Source organism: Legionellales bacterium, assembly GCA_026125385.1.
Taxonomy (GTDB): domain Bacteria; phylum Pseudomonadota; class Gammaproteobacteria; order JAHCLG01; family JAHCLG01; genus JAHCLG01.
Genome location: JAHCLG010000036.1, coordinates 1 through 20,741 on the forward strand (window position 1 = coordinate 1; position 20,741 = coordinate 20,741).

The 20,741-nt window shown below is 39.7% G+C and carries 19 protein-coding genes; 11 read left to right on the forward strand and 8 right to left on the reverse strand.

Going from position 1 to position 20,741, the window contains the following annotated elements; translation table 11 throughout:
• The 3 genes from KIT27_10905 to KIT27_10915 all read right to left on the reverse strand — a co-directional run.
• Positions 1-2,346: hypothetical protein (locus tag KIT27_10905; GenBank protein MCW5590153.1), on the reverse strand; the 2,346-nt coding region annotated here is incomplete at its 3' end.
• Between the two features lie 238 nt (positions 2,347-2,584).
• Positions 2,585-2,848, reverse strand: a complete 264-nt coding sequence (locus KIT27_10910) for a DUF493 domain-containing protein (protein MCW5590154.1) — start codon at positions 2,846-2,848, stop codon at positions 2,585-2,587.
• Positions 2,849-2,918: 70 nt separating this feature from the next.
• On the reverse strand, positions 2,919-4,142 hold the full coding sequence (locus KIT27_10915; protein MCW5590155.1) for a D-alanyl-D-alanine carboxypeptidase: 1,224 nt from the start codon (positions 4,140-4,142) through the stop codon (positions 2,919-2,921).
• Between the two features lie 364 nt (positions 4,143-4,506).
• Between KIT27_10915 and KIT27_10920 the strand changes: the two genes are divergently transcribed.
• The 3 genes from KIT27_10920 to KIT27_10930 all read left to right on the forward strand — a co-directional run bounded on the left by KIT27_10920 (position 4,507) and on the right by KIT27_10930 (position 7,255).
• Entirely contained in the window at positions 4,507-6,456 is a 1,950-nt protein-coding gene (locus tag KIT27_10920) for a hypothetical protein (GenBank protein ID MCW5590156.1), read from the forward strand.
• Between the two features lie 111 nt (positions 6,457-6,567).
• Entirely contained in the window at positions 6,568-6,858 is a 291-nt protein-coding gene (locus KIT27_10925) for an AbrB/MazE/SpoVT family DNA-binding domain-containing protein (protein MCW5590157.1), read from the forward strand.
• Entirely contained in the window at positions 6,851-7,255 is a 405-nt protein-coding gene (locus KIT27_10930; GenBank protein ID MCW5590158.1) for a putative toxin-antitoxin system toxin component, PIN family, read from the forward strand. The genes KIT27_10925 and KIT27_10930 overlap by 8 nt, the downstream gene beginning before the upstream one ends.
• 21 nt (positions 7,256-7,276) lie before the next feature.
• On the opposite strand, the gene KIT27_10935 is transcribed toward KIT27_10930, so the two are convergent.
• The 4 genes from KIT27_10935 to mrdA all read right to left on the reverse strand — a co-directional run bounded on the left by KIT27_10935 (position 7,277) and on the right by mrdA (position 12,314).
• Positions 7,277-8,152 carry a septal ring lytic transglycosylase RlpA family protein gene (locus KIT27_10935; GenBank protein MCW5590159.1) on the reverse strand — a complete coding sequence of 292 codons (876 nt, stop codon included), beginning with the start codon at positions 8,150-8,152 and terminating at the stop codon, positions 7,277-7,279.
• Between the two features lie 185 nt (positions 8,153-8,337).
• Positions 8,338-9,312 carry a lytic murein transglycosylase B gene (mltB, locus tag KIT27_10940; protein ID MCW5590160.1) on the reverse strand — a complete coding sequence of 325 codons (975 nt, stop codon included), beginning with the start codon at positions 9,310-9,312 and terminating at the stop codon, positions 8,338-8,340.
• 12 nt (positions 9,313-9,324) lie between these two features.
• The gene (rodA, locus tag KIT27_10945) at positions 9,325-10,473 is read right to left on the reverse strand and encodes a rod shape-determining protein RodA (protein ID MCW5590161.1); all 1,149 of its coding nucleotides are present in this window, start codon (positions 10,471-10,473) and stop codon (positions 9,325-9,327) included.
• Complete coding sequence (gene mrdA / locus KIT27_10950) at positions 10,470-12,314, reverse strand: penicillin-binding protein 2 (GenBank protein MCW5590162.1); 1,845 nt, start codon at positions 12,312-12,314, stop codon at positions 10,470-10,472. The genes rodA and mrdA overlap by 4 nt, the downstream gene beginning before the upstream one ends.
• 101 nt (positions 12,315-12,415) lie before the next feature.
• On the opposite strand from mrdA, the gene glpK reads away from it, so the two are divergent.
• The 3 genes from glpK to KIT27_10965 are packed head-to-tail and all read left to right on the forward strand — an operon-like array spanning position 12,416 to position 14,818.
• The gene (gene glpK / locus KIT27_10955) at positions 12,416-13,897 is read left to right on the forward strand and encodes a glycerol kinase GlpK (GenBank protein ID MCW5590163.1); all 1,482 of its coding nucleotides are present in this window, start codon (positions 12,416-12,418) and stop codon (positions 13,895-13,897) included.
• Between the two features lie 28 nt (positions 13,898-13,925).
• Positions 13,926-14,519 carry a porin family protein gene (locus KIT27_10960; GenBank protein MCW5590164.1) on the forward strand — a complete coding sequence of 198 codons (594 nt, stop codon included), beginning with the start codon at positions 13,926-13,928 and terminating at the stop codon, positions 14,517-14,519.
• 8 nt (positions 14,520-14,527) lie between these two features.
• On the forward strand, positions 14,528-14,818 hold the full coding sequence (locus tag KIT27_10965; protein MCW5590165.1) for a GTP cyclohydrolase: 291 nt from the start codon (positions 14,528-14,530) through the stop codon (positions 14,816-14,818).
• A 423-nt stretch (positions 14,819-15,241) separates the two neighbouring features.
• Here KIT27_10965 and gltA read toward each other — a convergent pair whose 3' ends face one another.
• Positions 15,242-16,537, reverse strand: a complete 1,296-nt coding sequence (gene gltA / locus KIT27_10970) for a citrate (Si)-synthase (GenBank protein ID MCW5590166.1) — start codon at positions 16,535-16,537, stop codon at positions 15,242-15,244.
• A gap of 235 nt (positions 16,538-16,772) precedes the next feature.
• Between gltA and sdhC the strand changes: the two genes are divergently transcribed.
• The 5 genes from sdhC to KIT27_10995 all read left to right on the forward strand — a co-directional run.
• The gene (gene sdhC, locus KIT27_10975) at positions 16,773-17,150 is read left to right on the forward strand and encodes a succinate dehydrogenase, cytochrome b556 subunit (protein MCW5590167.1); all 378 of its coding nucleotides are present in this window, start codon (positions 16,773-16,775) and stop codon (positions 17,148-17,150) included.
• Positions 17,141-17,488, forward strand: coding sequence for a succinate dehydrogenase, hydrophobic membrane anchor protein (gene sdhD / locus KIT27_10980; protein ID MCW5590168.1), 348 nt, complete (start codon positions 17,141-17,143; stop codon positions 17,486-17,488). Before sdhC ends, sdhD begins: the two co-directional genes overlap by 10 nt.
• Positions 17,489-19,252 (forward strand): succinate dehydrogenase flavoprotein subunit, encoded by a 1,764-nt coding sequence (gene sdhA / locus KIT27_10985; protein MCW5590169.1) that lies wholly within the window; start codon positions 17,489-17,491, stop codon positions 19,250-19,252.
• A 10-nt stretch (positions 19,253-19,262) separates the two neighbouring features.
• On the forward strand, positions 19,263-19,976 hold the full coding sequence (locus tag KIT27_10990; GenBank protein MCW5590170.1) for a succinate dehydrogenase iron-sulfur subunit: 714 nt from the start codon (positions 19,263-19,265) through the stop codon (positions 19,974-19,976).
• Positions 19,977-20,327: 351 nt separating this feature from the next.
• The coding region (locus tag KIT27_10995; GenBank protein MCW5590171.1) for a hypothetical protein at positions 20,328-20,741 on the forward strand (414 nt) is incomplete at its 3' end.

A 20,741-nucleotide genomic window follows, 5' to 3' on the forward strand; every position in this document is an offset into this window, starting at 1 on the left:
ACTTGAACTTGAACTTGAACTTGAAATCGTTATTTCATAATCTGAGCTACCTGACGACTTTAAAAGTGACAGCGGCATCGATGTAAATTTTTTGCATAGATCTGAAAATTGACCGTGTGCTAGTCTAAATATCGCACTTATACCCTCGCAATTTCTAATGGCTAATAAACTCAACTGCTTCTGCGCATTAAATCGATTTAACATAGTAGTTAATATATCGCCAATGGCGGGTTCTCTTGGGAAACGTTCTAATAGTTGATGAAAAACTGTTGTCCCTAGAGCATTTTGTTTGGATAATATCTCGTATAAATCTTTATCATTGAGTTGCGCTACAATATGGGCTAATACCGCAATATTTTTTATTTGCGATAACTCAGTTTGACCAAGATTATTTTGCTTATTCATCAGATCAGGATATAATTCTTTTAATTTTAAATTAGTATTAGTATCCTCTATTAATTTTAGTATAAACTCACTACTATCATTTATTATTTCTGAAAAAAATGTCCGGGATGATCCATCATCTAAAAAAATACGGCGGGTGAGAATTAAATATAGGCTTTCTTGAGAAGCTTCATTTAGTATTTTTTGAAATAAAGTTAAAAATAAATCTTTCTTAGTAGGATTTTTGAATAGATCAAGGAGTTTTTTTGAAATAGACTCAGCGCTCATTTTATTTATTTGTAGTGTGCTTGCATCATTTTCCACTGTGGCAGTGGCATTATTTAGTTCAGGATTTGTGCTGTTCGTAACAGAGGAATTACTGGATGTATTAGCAGAGCTGCTAGTGAAACTGCTGCTTTCACTCAAGTCAAGCTGCAATGGAATAAATTTTTTAGGAGGATGTTTCACGAACCAGCGATTAATTACATTAACCGTAGCGGTTTTTGAACTCAAGTTTGCATCTTTGCTGCGATGTGTATTAACCACCTGGCCCAATAAAGTTTCGTTATTCTGGTAACTTTGATTAACTAAACTGATAATAGTATCACGTTCAGATGAATAATAGGTTGTGAGAAATTGATAAAATCGATCATCAGAAAACCATCTCGGAGTAAAGCATTCTTTCATCTTATCTTTTAAAGATATTAAACAGGATTTCAATGTAGGATTTATATAAAATGTTGTTAATCTTGGGGTTTTGCCGATAAAAGTATTGTCCAACTTAACCAAAAAATAAATAAAGACCGACATATCTTGCGGTTGATAGCCTGAACTTAATTTTCCTAATAATAAAAATTGGGCGATAGTCTCATAGTCTAATTCCTCAATATCAATCTCATGTCTATAATCAAATAGCGGATAACGACTGACTGCTGTAGATTCACTTGACGATGATGCAGTGGTTGCAGAAGCACTGCTAGATGAGGATGCTGCCTCCAATTTTTTAGCTGCTTCCAGCAATCTTTTTACTAAATCAACACAGTCTTTAGGCGAACTTTCCAAATAGATTAATAAAAAACACCGTGATCGCATTAATAATGATAACTGTTGTTCTGCAGAAAACTGCTGCCATAAGCCAGAATTTAAAAAATTCTGAACATGATTCTTGCAATCCTGTGTATGGCCGCCTAACAGATAATGATCAAGTGCGGTATAACCAAAATTATCGCGATGATAACACAGGTCGTAAAGTTGTGCGGAATTGAGATGGTGATGCGTAATTAAAAAATTATGGTGACCTTGCACAAAAAACTGCATGAATAATGTGGTACCATTTTCATAATCATTCACTTGATTGAGCAATTTAAATAAGTTGTCTGAACCTAATTTTTCCAGCAGATCCCCATTAAATAGTGTAAAAATATTGTCAGGATTTCTTTTCAGCATTGCTAAAAGTGGAGTTTCGCCTAACTTATTTTGTATTTTTAAAATTGTATAAAGACTCTCACTATCTAGTCTCTCACAAAGTAGCTGAAGGTTACCAGATGTGAGAAAAAACGCATAGGTGTCACCGAGGACATCTTGGAGGGTAAACAGGCTTATAATCTGTTCTATGGTTAAGGCGGGTTGAGAAGTATTTGGCTGAGATGAAGATGAAGCTGATTGTGATGAAGCAGATGTATTATCAGAGTTTATATTACCTAACAAGAGTGGAATAACATATGTCATAATCAAGTCAAGATATTCATCGTTTTTGATACAATACTCCGGTCTCAATGTTTTCGTCTGTGTCACGAGAACTAATTTTTGATATAGAGTTTTGTATACGGATAAATCAGAATTTTTGTTAATGAGACTCTTGGTTGTCGAATCACTCCATAAGGTATCAAAATCGTTGGTATGTAATAATTCATCAATAGCTTTTTGTTGTGTTTCTTCAATCATCGTGGAAGCAGCTTGCATGATATTATTCCATTTTGGTTATTATTTTCGTTGGCTGATCATAGTAGAAAATCTATGTAAATGCAATGTAGGCCATGTGATTTTCGCGCTGGATTGTTAGGCTTTGTAGCCGCGCAAGTAGACATTCCTCACGTCATTCTACTTAGCGGTTCACCGGTAATCCCTTTGGAAATCTCCATCGCACTGAGTAACCCTTCAAGATGCTCTTCATCTCTGAAGGGCGTTGAGTATATAGCAGTTATAATACCATCACCACATTTTCATGCGCGTTCAAATCGAGGTAGAGGGCATCCATTTGCGTTTTGCTTTGCGCTTGCAATTGAATGGAAATGGCGGCGTAATTACCATTTTGGCTGGGACGATGACGCACTTGCGTGCGATCTAAGTTTTCTACGTGTAATTCAACAATGGTGATGACACTTTCTAAAAAACCTTGGCGATCGTAGCCGATTACTTTTAATAAATAATCACAAGGAAATTGCATTAATTCTAAATCGGACATAGCGTTACTCACTGAATTAAGCGCAAAACTGAGCAGGTTCTAAAGCCTGCTCAGTTTTTACCAAAACCACTTAAAAAATATGATGGAAGGTTAAGGCCACGGAATCGCTAAAACGCCGCCATGCACTGCCTTTGGGATCGTCTTGCAGGGCAACTAACGGTAAATCGGCATAGGGTTTACCATTTAAGGTTACCACCACATCACCATATTGCTGGCCTTTGCTAATCGGCGCTCTTAATTCATTAGTCAATTTAACTTGCGCCGTTAAATGTTTATATTCACCACTTGGAATGGTGACATAAAAATCATGGCTTAATCCGAGAGGAATGTATTTTTTGGTGCCTTTCCAGACGCGCGATTGAGTTAGCATTTCTTCTGCGCTGTAAAGTTGATGGGTTTCATAAAAACGAAAACCATAATTTAACAAGCGTTGACTATCGGTCGCGCGAGAATTATCGCTGGGGGCTCCCATGACAATCGAAATTAAGCGCATGCCATGACGCTCGGCAGAGGCAATTAAACAAAAGCCAGCGCCTTCGGTATGTCCGGTTTTTAAACCATCCACGGTGTTATCCCACCACAATAAACGATTACGGTTTGGTTGGCGAATACCGTTAAAGGTAAACCATTTTTGATCGTACCAGTGATAATACTGCGGGAACGATTTAATAAGAGTGCGGGTTAAAATCGCTAAATCGCGCGGTGTAGTATAGTGATTGGGATCAGGAAGTCCCGTGGGATCGACAAAATGGCTATTAGTCATTCCCAATTGTTTAGCGGCTTGATTCATTAAATCGACAAAGCTATTCGTTGAACCGCCCACATATTCCGCCAAGGCCATGCAGGCATCGTTACCCGAATCAATCACAATGCCATTAATTAAATCTTGCACCGTGACTTCTTGGCCCACTTTTAAAAACATCCGCGAACCGCCTGTTGCCCAGGCATCTTTACTCACAATCACTTTGTCCGTTAAGTTAATGCGTTTTTCAGCGAGTGCAGAAGACGTGACATAGAGTGTGACGAGCTTAGTTAAACTCGCGGGCTCCATGCGATCATCGGCATTTTTTTCAGCCAGTACTTTGCCACTGTTGGCATCAATTAAAATATAACCCTTAGCATCTAAATTCGGTGCTTCTGGCACCACCCCTGGCGTGAACATGTTGGGCTTGGGTAAATTGACTAAATCGGGATACGGTTGTTGAGGTGACGTAGCGGGTTGTGCGGGAGCATTTGGCGTAGGCGCTGCGGCAAAAACGCTGGAAATACTGAGTATTAACGCCGAAATAAGCATAGAGGCTTTTGAATGCAATGACATAAAAATTCCTTGAGTCCACAATAAAACGCCTACTTTACCATAAATGGATCGATGGACTGAATAGGGGGTTTTTGAATTTTGCAAAAAAAGAAAAAGGTTATTTCCTGACTTGATCTTTTCCTGCATCTCGCGTTAAGGCGCAGGCTGAGGTGCCCAGGTAAGTTCGCATTTTCGGGAGATTGATTAACGCAATCCAATCGAGTATTCTTCGCCTGCAAACTTGTGAATGGAACTTCTCACCTTCAACAGTCGTTGTCCTCTAAATTTCAAACTCTGTTGTCGCTTTTCTTTCAGGATAGCTAACAATTATTTATAAATATTTTATTCATGTAGGTTAAGTATGATAGAGAGTGCCTTAGATCATAATGCTGATACTATTCAACAAGCAAAAAACCAGCTTGCTGCTGCAAAAAAAATTACCGTCAAGGATGGTATTTCTGGTATTGGCGGTAGTTTGGCAGGTGCAACTGCTTATGTCTATGATTTATTAAGCACCAAGGAAAACAATGATAGATTCCATCAATTTGAGGGGGTGGTCAGTTTTAGTGATAATGCCGCGCAATTAGCATTTTTTTCCGCTAGTGAAATTAGGAAATTTATTGATTTAGTGATTGCTTGCGTAAAGAAAAAACTCACTAAAAGAGATTTAGTAAAGCTAGGCCTTGATTCGGCAACAGCGGCTTTTATTACGTGGCATGCTGCGAATCTTTACAAAAATTTAGCAAAAGATACTTCTGCGTTAGACAATGAGTTGGGCGAAAACATATTTTTTCTAGTCGGTGCACTGCTTTACTATGGTCCTGTTTTTAATTTGGTGCAACAAGTCAAGAAACTGAGCACAGATATTTTTTATCACATAATGACGTTAATGCCAGAAAGCTCTTATCGAAAGCAATTAATTCGCGACCGTGAGTTAGAAAAATGTAAAAATTATTTTTTAAAATGTGCAGAGATGGCAAACTCGCTAAGTACCAAGATAGTTCCAGACAACTATGCGAGTCTCAACAGTGCTGAATTAGAGCAAGCTATTTTAAATAATTTGTTCAAAACATTATCTGAAAAAGACATCATAGTTTCCACCCGTGATGGACTATGGAAATCTGTAGATGCAGTTTTATTTTATCTGTATGTTACTTCAAATTTGGGTAGTTTTTCTAATACAGTTGAAAAAACGCCTGGATACAGTGGGTATGTCGCAGTGTTAGCAGGAATCGCTCTAGGATTATTAATGGTCGATAGCACCGTTAAGCAGCTTCAAAAATTACTTAAGATAATGCAAGGAAATGGATCCCTAGAATTTTTAAAAGCTCATTGGAAAATAGTGTTAGCAGTAGCATTAGGTATTGGTATTTCATATTTTACGACGACACCCTCAGTCACTTTAACTGAAGAACAAATTGATAATGTCGACTGGTTTTTAAAATTAAAAGTTATTTTAGGAACCATGTTTGCGAATGCTTTTGCCAAAACGCAAATTGCGCTCGAAGTTAGGCATAAATGGTATTTGCTTCGCAAAAATACCGACGTCGAAAAGGGAGAGTTACTGAAAATTTGGTTAGAGATGTTAAAAAATTCAAAAGATGAAAAGCAATTTATAAATTTAATGCAAAATAAAATAAATGATTTATGCCGTTTGTTACCGGAGGATGAACAGGATCAAAAAAAATCTTTTGAATTGCTTTTTGATGAAGATGAGCAGGCGTTTGAAACGTTCCATGCCCCTAAAAAATACCGTGAAGCCCTATTAAAAAATTCTGCCTATATTTTACTTTTCAATGCTTCAACAATTGTTCGTATCATGTTTCAACTTGGTAATGAGTTTCCCTCTCGAGCACTTGATGTCGCTACGCCCTTAATGACTGCAATTGTGGAATTCTACAAAAAGAATCAAAATTCTCAGGAGGTTAGGTCATCATTAACATCAGGAAAGAATAAAATGTCTGATCCTTTATTGTCGTCCCCTGATGATAAAAACGATGAAAACGATGAAAAAGAAAATGGGGAAGACATTGCAGGAGCTGGTCTTACATCAAGTAGAGAAACAACGCCAGAAACTTCTGCATCATTACCCTCTCAAGCACACCCTAAATCTTCAACCTGGCTGCAATTAGCATCGCATTGTATGAAAGCTACTGTGCCTGTTGTACTGGGATCGTTCATAGGCGCAATGTGTAAAGAAGCCGCTAGTATATTATTCGGTGTTGAAAATGAAGAGACTTTGCAAAACGTAGAAAATAGTGCTCAGCTAGTCACCCAGACTATTGCTTATCACTATATGGCAAAGCGTTAAAGGTAATTATTTTTGAATGATCTCAATAGTTGTAAAATAATTTAGCCATGGCTAAATCAGTGAGCTTATACTATAATCTTACCAGTAAGATTAAAAAGCGCGAGGTGTATTATGTCACGAAGATTATTGGCTACCACAAAAATGTCTTCTCGTGGGCAGATAGTAGTTCCTGAAGAATTTAGAGAAAAAATGAGGTTGGAACCTGGTACTCAGTTTATGGTTTTATCTGAAGGTGATGCATTAATTTTTAAAATAATTGCACCACCACCCAAAGAAGATTTAACTGCACTTCTTGCCAACGTAAGAAAACAAACTAAAGAAGTAGGAATTAAAAAGGAAGAAATTAATGACGTAATTGAATCTGCAAGAAAACTGACTAAAAAAAAGAATAAACATGATTGAAGTCGTTATTGACACCAACGTTGTTATTTCTGGTATGGGTTGGTCTGGTTATCCGAAAAAAATAATTGATGCCTGGATAGAAGAAAACTTCATTGTTAAAGCTACGAAAGATATCATAAAAGAATATCAAGTTACTTGCTTTCTTTTAGCAAAAAAATATCCAAGTGTTATGTTTGAAGAAGTACTTAACAAATTATTATTAAAAATTTATCTTTGTGAACCCGTAAAAATGATATCTCCACTAAGCAGAGATCCAGATGATGATAAATTTATAGCTTGCACCTTAAACACGAAATCTAAGATTATCATAAGTGGTGATAGAGATTTGCTTGATATACCTGTAAACAATAGCTTTACGGTATTAAAGCCCAATGAATTTTGTAAAAAATATTTATAAATATTTATAGTGAGTTACTTCTCACCGAATAACTGTCCATGGCGTACCTAAGTGTAAATGTTTGAGACGACTCGTTAAAGCATCAGACTCATCCACATTACCTAATGGCCCAATTTGCACGCGATAAATTACTCGATGATTAATATCTGTTTTTAAGATATGAATTTCGCGATGCGAGATCGATCGAATTCTATTTGCGAGTTGTTGCGCATTGTGTTCATTACTAAACGATCCGATTTGCATATAAATTTTAGGATGACCGTGAGGCACCACGTGGGTGGCAACCGTGTTTAATGAATGACGATTCCAGGTGCGAGCATCAATGGTTTCAACTTCCACTAAACCCGTACCGCGCCCAACAATCCCCAATTTTTTAGCGGCGACGTAGGAAAGATCCATAATGCGATTTTCTTTAAAAGGCCCGCGATCATTCACTTTCACAATCACTTGCCGACCATTTTCTAGATTCGTCACTTTGGCAAAACAAGGAATAGGTAACACTTTGCTGGCGGCGGTCATGGCGAGCATGTTATAAGGTTCACCACTGGAAGTGCGACGGGCATGAAATTTAGTCCCATACCACGAGGCAATGCCACGTTGTTTATAACCATAAGCGGAATTTAACACATAATAGCGTCTACCAAATACGACATAAGAATCGGGATTACCGTAGCGACTTTTGGGCAACACTTGCGGAACAGCATTAGGGATAGATTGATAATCGATGTTGCCAAGTGGAGGCCCATCTTCTTGCGATTGATTTCCTACCATAGAGCAACTGGTGATAAATAAAAGTATTCCACACAATCCCGCAAGTTGTTTTAACACGACATGATTTCCTAGCAAGCCAAATAAGAAATGAATTGTAGCGCGTAGCCTGGATCGCAGCAAGCGCATAGCCTGGAACGGAGCGCAGCGGAGATCCAGGATCAGAAATTCTAAAAAAAACGAATCCTGAATTTAATCCAGATTCGTTACGCGTTTAAAGATCGAAGATTAATCGAGATCAATCGAGATCAATCCTGGATCTCCGCTGCGCTTCGTTCCAGGCTACACTGCGCTCCGTTCCAGGCTACGGAAAACTACCTATGGGCCTGGATTTTTTCGGCTAATTGGTAGACTGCCATGGCGTATAAGGGGCTGGGATTGTAGGTCATGATGACGTAAAAATTTTTAAATCCTAACCAATATTCTTGTTGTTGTTCAGCATTTTTAGTCAAGCCAATCACATTTGCTTTCAGATCGCGGCCGACAGGCGGGTGTGTGGTGATCCCAGTTTGCAAAATTTCTTGTAATGAATACGTCGGTTTGCGATCGCGGGTGACAAATCGTTGAATGGAATGACCAGGATGAATGACTAAACTTGCAACGATGCTATCACGTTGCCAGCCATTTAATTTTAAATAATTAGCAATGCTAGCAATCACATCATCGGCTGAATTAACTAAATCAGCGGAGCCTTTTTTGGAGTAATCCACGGCAAAATGTCGATAACTGCTGGGCATGAATTGCGGCCAGCCAATGGCACCCGCGTAAGAACCCGTTATTTTACGTGGATTTAATTTTTGTTCGCGGGTTAATAATAAAAATTGTTTTAATTCTTTGCGGAAAAATTTTGCGCGCGGTGGATAGGCAAAAGCCAGTGTTGATAAGGAATCTAACACGGAATATTTACCCTTATATTGCCCATAAGCGCTTTCTACGCCAATAATAGCAACAATAATATTACTGGGAACACCATATTCTTTACTGACTTTATTCAAAGTGGCTTGATGAGCACGCCAAAACGCGACACCTTCTTGAATTTTTTTTGGGGTTAAAAAATTTTGCCGATAAATATACCAAGGTTTTGTTTCATAAGGGCGCGTTATATTATTAATGACTTGAGGAAGATAATTCACTTTGGCAAATAGCTGGGTTAGCTCTTGACGATTAAAATGATGTTCAGTCACCATCTCTTGAATAAATTGTTGAATTTGGGTTTTATCCAAATTGGCAAAACAAATAGAGCTAGTCAAACACCACAAGGTTAATAACATTGAAACGACTTTTTTCATGAGCTTCATCCATTAAGTTGAAAGTAATTTTCGGTGCGTATGTGTTGACATTAATATCCCAAACCCAATGCAAATTGTGACCATTGATGTTCCGCCATAACTGATTAACGGTAACGGCAAACCTACCACTGGAATAATGCCAGTGACCATGCCAATATTAATAAAATAAGCAATAAAAAAACTCAAGGTAATACTGCCAGTTAATAGACGAGTAAAGGTATCTTGAGCTTGTGAGCTAATATACAAGCATCGAGCGGTAATATACAAGAACAAGACTAATAAAAAAGTTGCGCCGATTAAACCAAACTCTTCACCCACCACAGCAAAAATAAAATCTGTGGCGTGTTCGGGTAAAAAATGTAAATGGGATTGGGTACCGTTCAACCAACCTTTGCCAAAAATGCCACCCGATCCGATCGCAATTTTAGATTGAATAATATGATAACCACTGCCCAGCGGATCGCGTTCAGGATTTAAAAACGTTAATACACGCTGTTGTTGATAAGTTCTTAAAAAATGCCAAACAATCGGCAGGGTTGCTAAGGTTAAGGTAATAATCGAAATAATCCAGCGCCAATGGATCCCCGCTAATAAAATAACAGCGCAACCACTAAAGGCAATTAATAAGGCTGTGCCTAAATCGGGTTGTTTGGCCGTTAATAACGTTGGGATGCCTAATAAAATGGTCGCGATGACAATATCTTTAAAAGTAGGTGGTAATTTACGATGATGATAAAACCAGGCTAACATCATGGGTACGGCTAGTTTAGCAATTTCGGAAGGTTGAAAACGAATAATGCCCAAATCCAACCAACGTTGCGCTCCTTTGCCAATTTTTCCCATAATTAATACGGCGATTAATAAAAACACGCCGAATAAAAATAACCACGGTGCCCATGTTTGATATTTAATGGGTGGAATTTGTGCGAAGAAAAACATTAAAAAAAAGGCTAAACCTAAATGTCCGACTTGTTGCCAAACCATCGCACTATTTTGATTAGCTGCACTGTATAAAATCACTAAACCAGTGGCAGCCAAAATCAGCAAGCCTAAAAATAAGGGCAGATCGATATGATAGCGATACCAAATATTTTTGGACTGCACATAGCGAATAGGTTCATGCGGAATAAAGGTTTTGCGTAAAAAATGTTTTATCGTCATTGCGCGGGTTTTTCCTTTAATAAATAATAATCCATAGTTTGTCTCGCAATCGCCGCGGCCAGTGTGCTGTGCTCGGCTACTACGGCAATAGCAATTTTAGGATCATCTACCGGTGCAAAGGCAATAAATAAAGAATGATCGCGTAATTGCACGGGAATACTTTGTTGATTGCTGTCTGACTGATTGCGCTTCAAACTATACACTTGCGCAGTGCCAGTTTTTGCAGCCACTTCGTATCCAGGATTACGACCAAAATGATAGCCTGTCCCTTCGCCCGATTCGATCACTTGGCGCATGGCATTAATGACGACATACCACGTAAAGTCGTGAAGATGAACCATGGGTAATTCCACGGGAGTCACTTGAATAACCGGTTGATTAGGGGGTTGCAGTTGCATGACTAAATGCGGTTGAAAACGTTGACCGCGCATTGCTACGGCACTCACCGCATCGGCGAGTTGTAAGGGAGTTGTCAGCATATAACCTTGGCCAATCGCTGCATTGACCGTATCGCCTGGATACCACGCTTTACCAAACCGTTTGCGTTTCCATTCCGGGGAAGCGATTAATCCTGTTAATTCATCGTTTAAATCGATGCCGGTGTGTTGACCGTATCCAAATTGATGCAGAATATCATCGATCCGTTGAATACCGAGTAAATGCGATAAATTATAAAAAAAGGTATCACAAGAAACGGTAATCGCGCGCGTTAAATTCACTAAACCATGGCCGCGGTGATACCAATCGTGATAAATATGTTCGCTGCCTTTTAAAATATAATAACCCGGATCATTAATGGTGTATTGTGGAGTAATGGTGCCCGATTCTAATCCTTCTAAGCCTAGATAGGGTTTAATGGTTGAAGCCATGGGATATTGTCCGCGGATGGCGCGATTATATAAAGGGCGATCGGGTGCCGTTTGCAAGGCTTTAAAATCACTGGCGGAAATGCCATTGACAAATAAATTAGGATCGAAACTCGGATTGCTGACAAAGGCGAGTATTTCGCCAGTCTGAGGATTAATCGCAATTAATGCGCCAGGATTGTTACCAAAGGCTTTTTCAGCGACTTGTTGTAAATTACTATCGATCGATAAATATAAATTATCGCCGGCAACGGCTGGCACTTTTTGCAGAACTCGTAAAATCCGACCACTGGCATCGGTTTCAACTTTTTCATAGCCGGTTTGACCATGCAGCGTTGATTCATAATACTGCTCAATTCCAGTCTTCCCAATAAACGAGCTGGGATCGTAATTACTGTCGTTAATTTTTTGCAATTCTTTTTCATTAATTCGACCCACATAACCCACCACATGTGCCACGGCATTTTTTAAGGGATAATAGCGGATTAAACGCGCGTGAACAGCACAGCCTGGATAAAGATATTGATTCGTTTCAAATTGGGCTACTTCTGTGGGGGATAAATTTAATTTTAATGCCACACTTTGAAAATGCCGCGTGCGATTTTTTAATTTATAAAACTCGTTGATATCATCTTCATCGATTTGAATCAATTGGCGTAATTTAGCAATGGTCGCTGATAGATGGGGGACATAATCGGGAATGCACTCTAAGGTGAATACGGGAATATTTTCCGCGAGTAATACGCCGTTGCGATCGTAAATTAAACCTCGTTTGGGCGGCAAAGGTAAAAAATTTAATTGGTTTTGTTGCGAGAGTGTCGTATACAAACCGTGTTGAAAAATTTGCAAATAGACGAGGCGCAGTACAATTAAGCCGCAGAGAATGATAATAGCCACCGTCGCTGCAAAAATACGATTATTAAATAAACGCATTTCTTGCAAGTGGTTTTTAAGTGTCGATATCGGTTTTAGCATGGCGCAAACCATAGCATACTCTGCGAATACTGTCATGATCGTTGACAGCGTTAATAAGACTTATTATCGTGAGCGCATTAGGTGATTAGGGAAATCTGAAGATGCCAGCTTATTTACTTGCCATCGATCAAGGCACCACCAGCACTCGCAGCATTATTTTTGATAATCGAGGGCGTGCCATTGGATCGCATCAAATAGAAATCCAACAATTTTTTCCCCAAGCCGGCTGGGTAGAACATGACGGTGAAGAAATTTGGCAAACAGTACTGAAAACCATTCAAGAGGCATTGGGTAAATCAGGATTAGCGGCGCAAGACATTGCAGCCGTAGGTATTTCTAATCAACGCGAAACTACGTTAGTGTGGGAACGTTCCACCGGTAAATTATTACATCGTGCCATCGTGTGGCAAGATCGTCGCACGGCTGAAGAATGTCAGCGGTTGATTGCAAAACAGCATGAAAAAACCGTCAGTGAAAAAACCGGATTATTGCTCGACCCGTATTTTTCCGCCACTAAATTACAGTGGATCTTAGATCATATTCCTAACGCACGCGAACGTGCGCAAAAAGGTGAATTAGCATTTGGCACCATCGATACTTTTTTAATTTGGCGCTTAACCGGCGGTAAAGTTCATGCCACCGATGCGACCAATGCCTCACGGACATTATTATTTAATCTTCATACTCAGCAATGGGATGATGATTTGTTAACCTTATTCAATATTCCCAAACAAATTTTACCAACTGTTAAAAATTGTTGTGATGATTTTGGAAAAATTAATATCGAAGAATTATCGTTAACGTGTTGTATTGGTGGCGTGGCGGGCGATCAACAAGCTGCCACTATTGGGCAAGTGTGTTTCCAACCTGGCATGATGAAAAGTACGTATGGTACAGGTTGTTTTGTGTTATTAAATACCGGAACTCAAGTTATTCAATCGCAAAATCGTTTACTCACGACGATTGCATATCGTTTTAATGATGAAGTCACCTATGGTTTAGAAGGCAGTATTTTTGTGGCCGGAGCCGCGGTGCAATGGTTGCGTGATGCGTTGCATTTAATTGGAGATGCGCGCGACACTGAAAAATTAGCCAATAGCACAGATAGTAATCATGGTGTTTATTTAGTGCCTGCATTTACGGGATTAGGAGCACCTTATTGGGATCCTTTAGCACGCGGTGCTATTTTAGGATTAACTCGTGATAGTGGTGTTAATCATATTGTGCGTGCCGCTTTAGAAGCTGTATGTTATCAAACGCGCGATTTATTGCAAGCCATGCAACAAGATGGTGTAAATTCTATTTCTAATTTAGCGGTGGATGGTGGTATGGTGGTTAACGATTGGTTAATGCAATTTTTAAGCGATACGTTAAATGTGCCCGTTACGCGACCTGTAGTAACTGAAACCAGCAGTTTAGGTGTTGCGTTTTTAGCAGGATTATATGCTGGTTGTTTTAATTCGTTAGAAGAATTAACCCATTTATGGCAAGCGCAAAAAACTTTTATTCCCAATATTTCCACTGAGCAACGGGAAAAATTATATTGTGGGTGGTTAGATGCTGTGCGTCGAGTCCGTGGTTAAATCAATTATTTTATACGAGGAAAATGTTATGTTAAAAAAATTATGTTTTACGTTAATAGGGGCGGTGGGATTATTCGCGCAAACCAATAGTTTTGCGCTAGGTCATCAAGCGGGAAGTGTCAGCTTAAGCCCTGGAATTGCGCAAATAAAATTAGCCTCGGGATTACAAACTAAAAATAAATTATTAGGCACTTTTAGTGTGGGTTACGATGTTACCGATAATTTAAGTGCGGTCACGCAAGTGGGCTTGCTACGCAGTTCACGTCGCGATCTGGCGAATAGGCGGGTAACGCTGAGCATGGTGAATTTTGATGGTGAATATCGATTTACTCATCAACAAGCATTACAACCGTTTATTTTCGCTGGCGTGGGTATCATTAATTTAAAACCGAATGGCGCGATATCTTCCGACAATCCGCAAGGTGATTTAGCCAGAACGCAAGCCACGATCAACGGTGGCGTGGGGGCAGAATATTTTTTTAATGATCGCGTTGCGCTGCGTGGTGATGTGCGCGATTTATATATCATGAATCAATCGCGTAATAATGTATTAGCAGAAGCCAGTTTGGTATTTACGTTTCATCATGTAAGCGCTCCAGATTTAAGCGACTATTTAAAATAGAGGATAGTATGGTTGTTATTGAGCTTACCTATAAAAAACCACTGAGCGAGGCGGATCGCTATTTATCGGAACATCGTAATTTTTTGCAAAAATATTACGATGAACATATCTTTCTGCTTTCTGGCGTTAAAAAACCTCGCGATGGCGGTATTATTATTGCAAATACCGATAAAGCTCAGGCGTTAACCATTATTAAAGCCGATCCGTTTTATCAATTCGAGATTGCCGATTATACTGTGACGGAATTTATTCCCAGCCGTACCTGTGATGAGTTAATGAAATTTCGCATTACTCCATAAAGGCTTTACTCTATAGCAGGTGTTACATAGTTTACGTTACGTAATAATTTCTCGATCCATTATTGGCTTATGCCTGACAAAAATACAATTAAAGCGCCGCGTCGAAGCCTGTCTTTTTAAATACCCCTGGTATTTTATCCCAAATACCCCGGGTATTTTGTCCAAAAATGGTCTAAATACCCTTGGTGTTTTATCCACATCGACACTGTAATAAATAAAAATAGGGTTAACCCATTGTATTTGAAGGTATTTATGTATAGGGCTATCGAGGCTGAATTAAAAGCTTGGCAAATCAGAGCAAATCGGAAGCCCTTGTTGATTTGAGGCGCGCGACAAGTGGGTAAAAACTATTATGATATCCGAATTAGAACGCTTGGTGAAAAGCCTATAAAAAAACCGCGCTAAGCGCGCGGTTTTTAGTGATTACGAACGTCTATCGATGGGCACAAAATCCCGTTCTTTGGGGCCTGTATACAACTGACGTGGACGGCCAATACGATGATCGGGTGAGCTTATCATTTCATTCCAATGCGAAATCCAGCCCACGGTGCGTGCTAACGCAAACATCACAGTAAACATATTGGTGGGAATGCCTAAAGCACTTAAGGTTAATCCTGAATAAAAATCGACATTAGGATACAATTTTTTCTCGATGAAATACTCATCTTCTAAGGCAATACGTTCTAGTTCTAAGGCGACTTTAAATAAAGGTGAATCATGAAGTCCGACTTGTTCTAAGACTGCATGACAGGTTTCTTGCATGACTTTTGCGCGCGGATCGTAGTTTTTATAAACCCGATGCCCAAATCCCATTAAACGAAAAGGATCGTTTTTATCTTTGGCTTTTTTCACATACAAAGGAATGCGATCGGGTGTGCCAATTTCTTTTAACATGGTTAAACACGCTTCATTCGCACCACCATGCGCAGGTCCCCAGAGTGCGGCAATTCCGGCGGAAATACACGCATAAGGATTTGCGCCCGTACTGCCTGCTAAACGTACTGTTGAGGTTGACGCATTTTGTTCGTGATCGGCATGTAAAATGAAAATGCGATCCATGGCTTTAGCCAGAACCGGATTAATTTGATATTGCTCGCAAGGGGTAGCAAACATCATTTGTAAAAAATTATCGGCATAAGGCAAATGATTTTTCGGCAACATGAAAGGTTGGCCAATGGAATATTTGTAGCACATGGCGGCAATTGTAGGAATTTTGGCGATTAAACGCACGGCAGAAATATAACGGCTTTGTGCCTCGCTAATATCTAAGGCATCGTGATAAAACGCCGATAACGCGCCGACCACACCCACCATCACAGCCATTGGGTGCGCATCGCGTCGAAAGCCATTAAAAAAATGGGTGATTTGTTCATGCACCATGGTGTGATTATTAATAAGTTTAGTGAATTCTGATTTTTCACGTGGATTAGGTAGTTCGCCGTTTAGTAATAAATAGCACACTTCTAAAAAATCAGAGCCATTAGCAAGTTGATCGATAGGATAACCGCGATGAAGTAAAATACCGTTATCGCCGTCGATATAGGTGATTTTGGATTCGCAAGAGGCGGTGGATAAAAACCCCGGATCAATCGTGAACACACCTTCTTTAACGAGAGGAGTCACGTCAATCACATCTGGCCCCAGTGTGCCATGATAAATAGGTAAATCGAGTTTCTTATTAAGGTGTGGAATGCTAAGAGTAGCTTTTTCTTCACTCATTCGATGACTCCTTCGTCGTATAAAAATGACAATCTGCAATACGCTCTTGCAGGTTGCGTATAGAATGATTTAGTATACCGCTTAGATGATGCAAGGCAAAAATTATTTTTATTGCACTTCCATTGTTAGCACACGTCTGTGCGAATTCATTTGTCTTGTAAAAGGTTGAAGTTCTCGTATAAAGGGGTATGGCTTATTTTGCCATACTAAGAATTTTTTTATTGAGGTTAATTGCATGAAAGATCCCCGTCCAGTCAATCTTGATTTAACAAAATTTAAATTTCCGCTGCCCGCGATTGGGTCGATTCTACATCGCATTACCGGCGTGATATTTTTTCTGTTAATTCCATTTCTTCTCTATGGCTTAAAAAAAACGCTGGCTTCTCCTGAAAGCTTTCAAGTATTCCAAACAGGCCTCACGCATCAAGGCATGCTGGTGCTCATTTGGATAAGTCTTACCATTATTTTTTATCATTTCGCGGCGGGAATACGTCATTTGTTAATGGACTTAGGCTGCGCGGAAACCTTGCGCGGTGGTCGAGTTAGTACGATGATAGTATTTGGTGTAACGATTTTATTTATTATTTTAACGGGAATATGGCTATGGCAATAAGTGTAACCAGTTTAACTCGGAATGGCATGCGCGATTGGATTATCCAACGCGTTACTGCAATTATTCTCGCCTTATACGTGATTTATTTTTTCGCGTATTTTATCACTCATCCGCATGTCGATTATTCGCAATGGCACTCGTTGTTTCAATGCACGTGGATGCGCTACTTTAGTTTTTTTGCGTTGGTCAGTATTGTTTTACATTCTTGGATTGGTATTTGGACGGTCTTAACCGATTATGTGAAATGCTATCATTTCCGTTTATTGTTAAATGTTGTGGTGTGGCTTGCGTTAGTAAGTTATTTGGTCTTCGGCATTGAGATTTTGTGGGGATTTTAAATTATGTCTATCGCGACTCAAGTTTATGATGTAGTGATTGTCGGTGCAGGTGGTGCGGGATTGCGGGCATCGCTGCAACTGGCGCAATCGGGCTATAAAGTAGCCGTTATTTCCAAAGTATTTCCAACTCGTTCACACACCGTTTCTGCGCAAGGCGGCATTAATGCGGCTATTGGCAATGCCACCGAAGATGATTGGCGTTGGCACATGTTCGATACCATTGAAGGTTCCGATTATTTAGGCGATCAAAACGCCATCGAATATATGTGTAAACATGCGCCCGCTACGGTATATGAATTAGAAAATATGGGTTTACCCTTTTCACGCGATGAAAAAGGCAAAATTTATCAACGCGCGTTTGGTGGACAAACCTTGCATTTTGGTGGAGAGCTGGCGCATCGCACCTGTGCTGCTGCCGATCGCACAGGTCATGCCATGCTGCACACGTTATATCAAAAAAACATCGAAGCCAAAGCGAATTTTTTAAATGAATGGTTTGCGATTGATTTAGTTAAAAACGATCGCGGAGCCATTGCTGGCGTTATTGCTATGAATATTGAAAAGGGCGATGTGGTATTTTTCCATTCCCGCGCCACGGTATTTGCAACGGGCGGAGCCGGACGAATTTTCAAATCCACCACCAATGCGCGCATTAATACGGGCGATGGAATTGGTATGTCATTGCGCGCGGGTATTCCCGTGCAAGACATGGAGTTTTGGCAATTTCACCCCACGGGAATTGCGGGTGCTGGCGTGTTAGTCACCGAAGGCTGTCGTGGAGAAGGTGGTTATTTAATTAATAAAAATGGCGAACGTTTTATGGAACGTTATGCGCCGCATTTAAAAGATTTATCCTGTCGCGATGTCGTTTCGCGCTGCTCGATTATGGAAATTCGTGAAGGCCGTGGCGTTGGCGTCAATGGCGATCACGTCCTATTAAAACTCGATCATCTCGGCGCGGAGGTGCTCAAAAAACGCTTGCCCGGAATTTCTGAACTTGCTAGAACATTTGCCGGTGTCGATCCCGCGGAAAATCCCATCCCGGTTGTTCCTACGTGTCATTATCAAATGGGTGGAATTCCCACCGATATTAACGGCCAAGTCTTAATGACGAACAGTCAAGGCCAAGATCAACTCGTGGAAGGATTTTTTGCAGCAGGCGAATGTGCCTGTGTTTCAGTGCATGGCGCGAATCGCTTAGGCGCTAATTCATTATTAGACATTGTGGTATTTGGTCGCGCCGTAGGAATTTATTTAGAACAAAGTATGCGTGAAGGTATGACATTACACAATGCCTCCCAAGACGATATCGATAAAGCGTTAACCCGATTACAACGCTGGGAAAAAAGTCGCGAAGGTGAAAATCCCCAAGTTATTCGCGATGAAATGAATACGGTGATGCAAAACGATTTTGGCGTATTCCGTGAAGCAGAGGCCATGAGTGAAGGCATGAAAAAATTAGTCGCCTTGCGTGAACGTTTGCAACACGCCGTATTAAAAGATCACAGTAAAACCTTTAATACCGCACGCATCGAAGCACTTGAACTAGATAATTTAATGGAAACTGCCTTTGTTTCAGCAGTATTAGCCAATCATCGCACGGAAAGTCGCGGCGCACACGCGCGTTTCGATTACCCCGATCGCGATGATAAAAATTGGTTGAAACACACATTATGCGATACCCAAGGTCAAGTGAGTTATCGCGAAGTGAACATGCAACCTCATGAAGTGCAAGCATTCCCACCCAAATTACGTGAACATTGAGGAAACGATGATGGCCAATATAGTTAACGTTTCAATTTACCGTTTTGATCCTGAAAAAGATCAAAAACCCTATATGCAAGATTATCAAGTCGATCTCGATAAATACCCAGCCGTGATGGTTTTAAATTTAATTGAGACGATTAAAAATTATCTCGATCACACGTTTACTTTTCGTCGCTCGTGTGGAGAGGGCGTTTGTGGATCGGATGGAATGAATATTAACGGTAAAAATGGTTTAGCCTGTATTACTTCCGTTAAATCGTTGGGAAATAATATTGTAATTCGACCTCTACCAGGATTTCCCGTGATCCGCGATTTAGTAGTCGACATGACCCAATTTTATCGCCAATACGAAAAAGTCCAACCCTATTTGCAAAATGACGATCCCGCACCAGTCGGTGAACGATTGCAATCGCCAGAAGATCGCGCCAAACTCGATGGTTTATACGAATGTATTCTTTGCGCCTGTTGTTCCAGTTCCTGTCCTTCTTATTGGTGGAACCCCGATAAATTTATCGGCCCCGCCGGATTACTTCAAGCCGCACGGTTTATCGAAGACAGTCGCGATAATAAAACTCGCGAACGCTTAAGCAATTTACAAGATCCTTTCAGCTTATTCCGTTGTCGCGGAATTATGAACTGTGTAAGTGTGTGTCCCAAAGGATTAAATCCCACCAAAGCAATTGGAAAAATTCGGGAGCGACTCTTAAAAGAGGCAGTTTAAGATTTAGGTTTTTAGCGTAGATTCAAAATCTCCAAGCTTAGCGTAGATAGTTTTCATTTTTGAGCATGGGAACGCACAAAGTTGGCGGTGCATGGAAAAGATTGGAGATTTTGAATGGTTAATAAGTTAATTTTTGCGATAGCATGTCATTGAACCATTCAGACAACATAAATCAAACCAGTACGATTTCATTTTTTATTATCCAAGTCAAAGACATGAAAATTTAATTCTGCTCATATTCTATACATTAAATATTTAAAAATCAACGTGTTAATATTAAATTGATAAAATTCTTGCGCCAAAGAATTTACAAAGGTATTATTTGTCGCTTTCAAGGAATAGAGTCAGTAAATGCAATCCAATTTAAGAAAATACACACATTCATTAGTGAGTGCAACGAGCATTATATTTTTAGTGCAATTAACTCAAAAAGTCTATCCACTCATAGACAATCGATATATTTCCTTGTTAGGAGATCAAGCGCTGTTAATTCATAATATTTACTATAGTTTCTTATCGATTGCGCAATATACAAGTTATGCATCTACAACAGCCTGTTTGATTATGTGGAATACAAATAATGCAGGAATCAATCAAAATCAAAATTATATTTTTTCAGCATTTTTTAACTTGTCCTTGTATAGTACCTTGATTTGTATAATTCCAATATTTTTAGGCATGACTTTCATTATAAGCCACTTTAGTGTGCAACCAAATTACATTTCCATCGGGGAGCGCTATTTGTTTTTAGGGTTAATTTTGATT

Bases quoted from the DNA above. Each gene is read 5' to 3' on its own strand.
- KIT27_10990 (MCW5590170.1), top strand. From the start codon at position 19,263: ATGGCCAATATAGTTAACGTTTCAATTTACCGTTTTGATCCTGAAAAA.
- KIT27_10915 (MCW5590155.1), bottom strand. From the start codon at position 4,142: ATGCTTATTTCGGCGTTAATACTCAGTATTTCCAGCGTTTTTGCCGCA.
- sdhC (MCW5590167.1), top strand. From the start codon at position 16,773: ATGAAAGATCCCCGTCCAGTCAATCTTGATTTAACAAAATTTAAATTT.
- KIT27_10930 (MCW5590158.1), top strand. From the start codon at position 6,851: ATGATTGAAGTCGTTATTGACACCAACGTTGTTATTTCTGGTATGGGT.
- KIT27_10910 (MCW5590154.1), bottom strand. From the start codon at position 2,848: ATGTCCGATTTAGAATTAATGCAATTTCCTTGTGATTATTTATTAAAA.
- KIT27_10960 (MCW5590164.1), top strand. From the start codon at position 13,926: ATGTTAAAAAAATTATGTTTTACGTTAATAGGGGCGGTGGGATTATTC.
- KIT27_10925 (MCW5590157.1), top strand. From the start codon at position 6,568: ATGTCACGAAGATTATTGGCTACCACAAAAATGTCTTCTCGTGGGCAG.
- KIT27_10935 (MCW5590159.1), bottom strand. From the start codon at position 8,152: ATGCGCTTGCTGCGATCCAGGCTACGCGCTACAATTCATTTCTTATTT.
- gltA (MCW5590166.1), bottom strand. From the start codon at position 16,537: ATGAGTGAAGAAAAAGCTACTCTTAGCATTCCACACCTTAATAAGAAA.
- rodA (MCW5590161.1), bottom strand. From the start codon at position 10,473: ATGACGATAAAACATTTTTTACGCAAAACCTTTATTCCGCATGAACCT.
- mltB (MCW5590160.1), bottom strand. From the start codon at position 9,312: ATGAAAAAAGTCGTTTCAATGTTATTAACCTTGTGGTGTTTGACTAGC.
- sdhD (MCW5590168.1), top strand. From the start codon at position 17,141: ATGGCAATAAGTGTAACCAGTTTAACTCGGAATGGCATGCGCGATTGG.
- glpK (MCW5590163.1), top strand. From the start codon at position 12,416: ATGCCAGCTTATTTACTTGCCATCGATCAAGGCACCACCAGCACTCGC.
- KIT27_10920 (MCW5590156.1), top strand. From the start codon at position 4,507: ATGATAGAGAGTGCCTTAGATCATAATGCTGATACTATTCAACAAGCA.
- KIT27_10965 (MCW5590165.1), top strand. From the start codon at position 14,528: ATGGTTGTTATTGAGCTTACCTATAAAAAACCACTGAGCGAGGCGGAT.
- mrdA (MCW5590162.1), bottom strand. From the start codon at position 12,314: ATGCTAAAACCGATATCGACACTTAAAAACCACTTGCAAGAAATGCGT.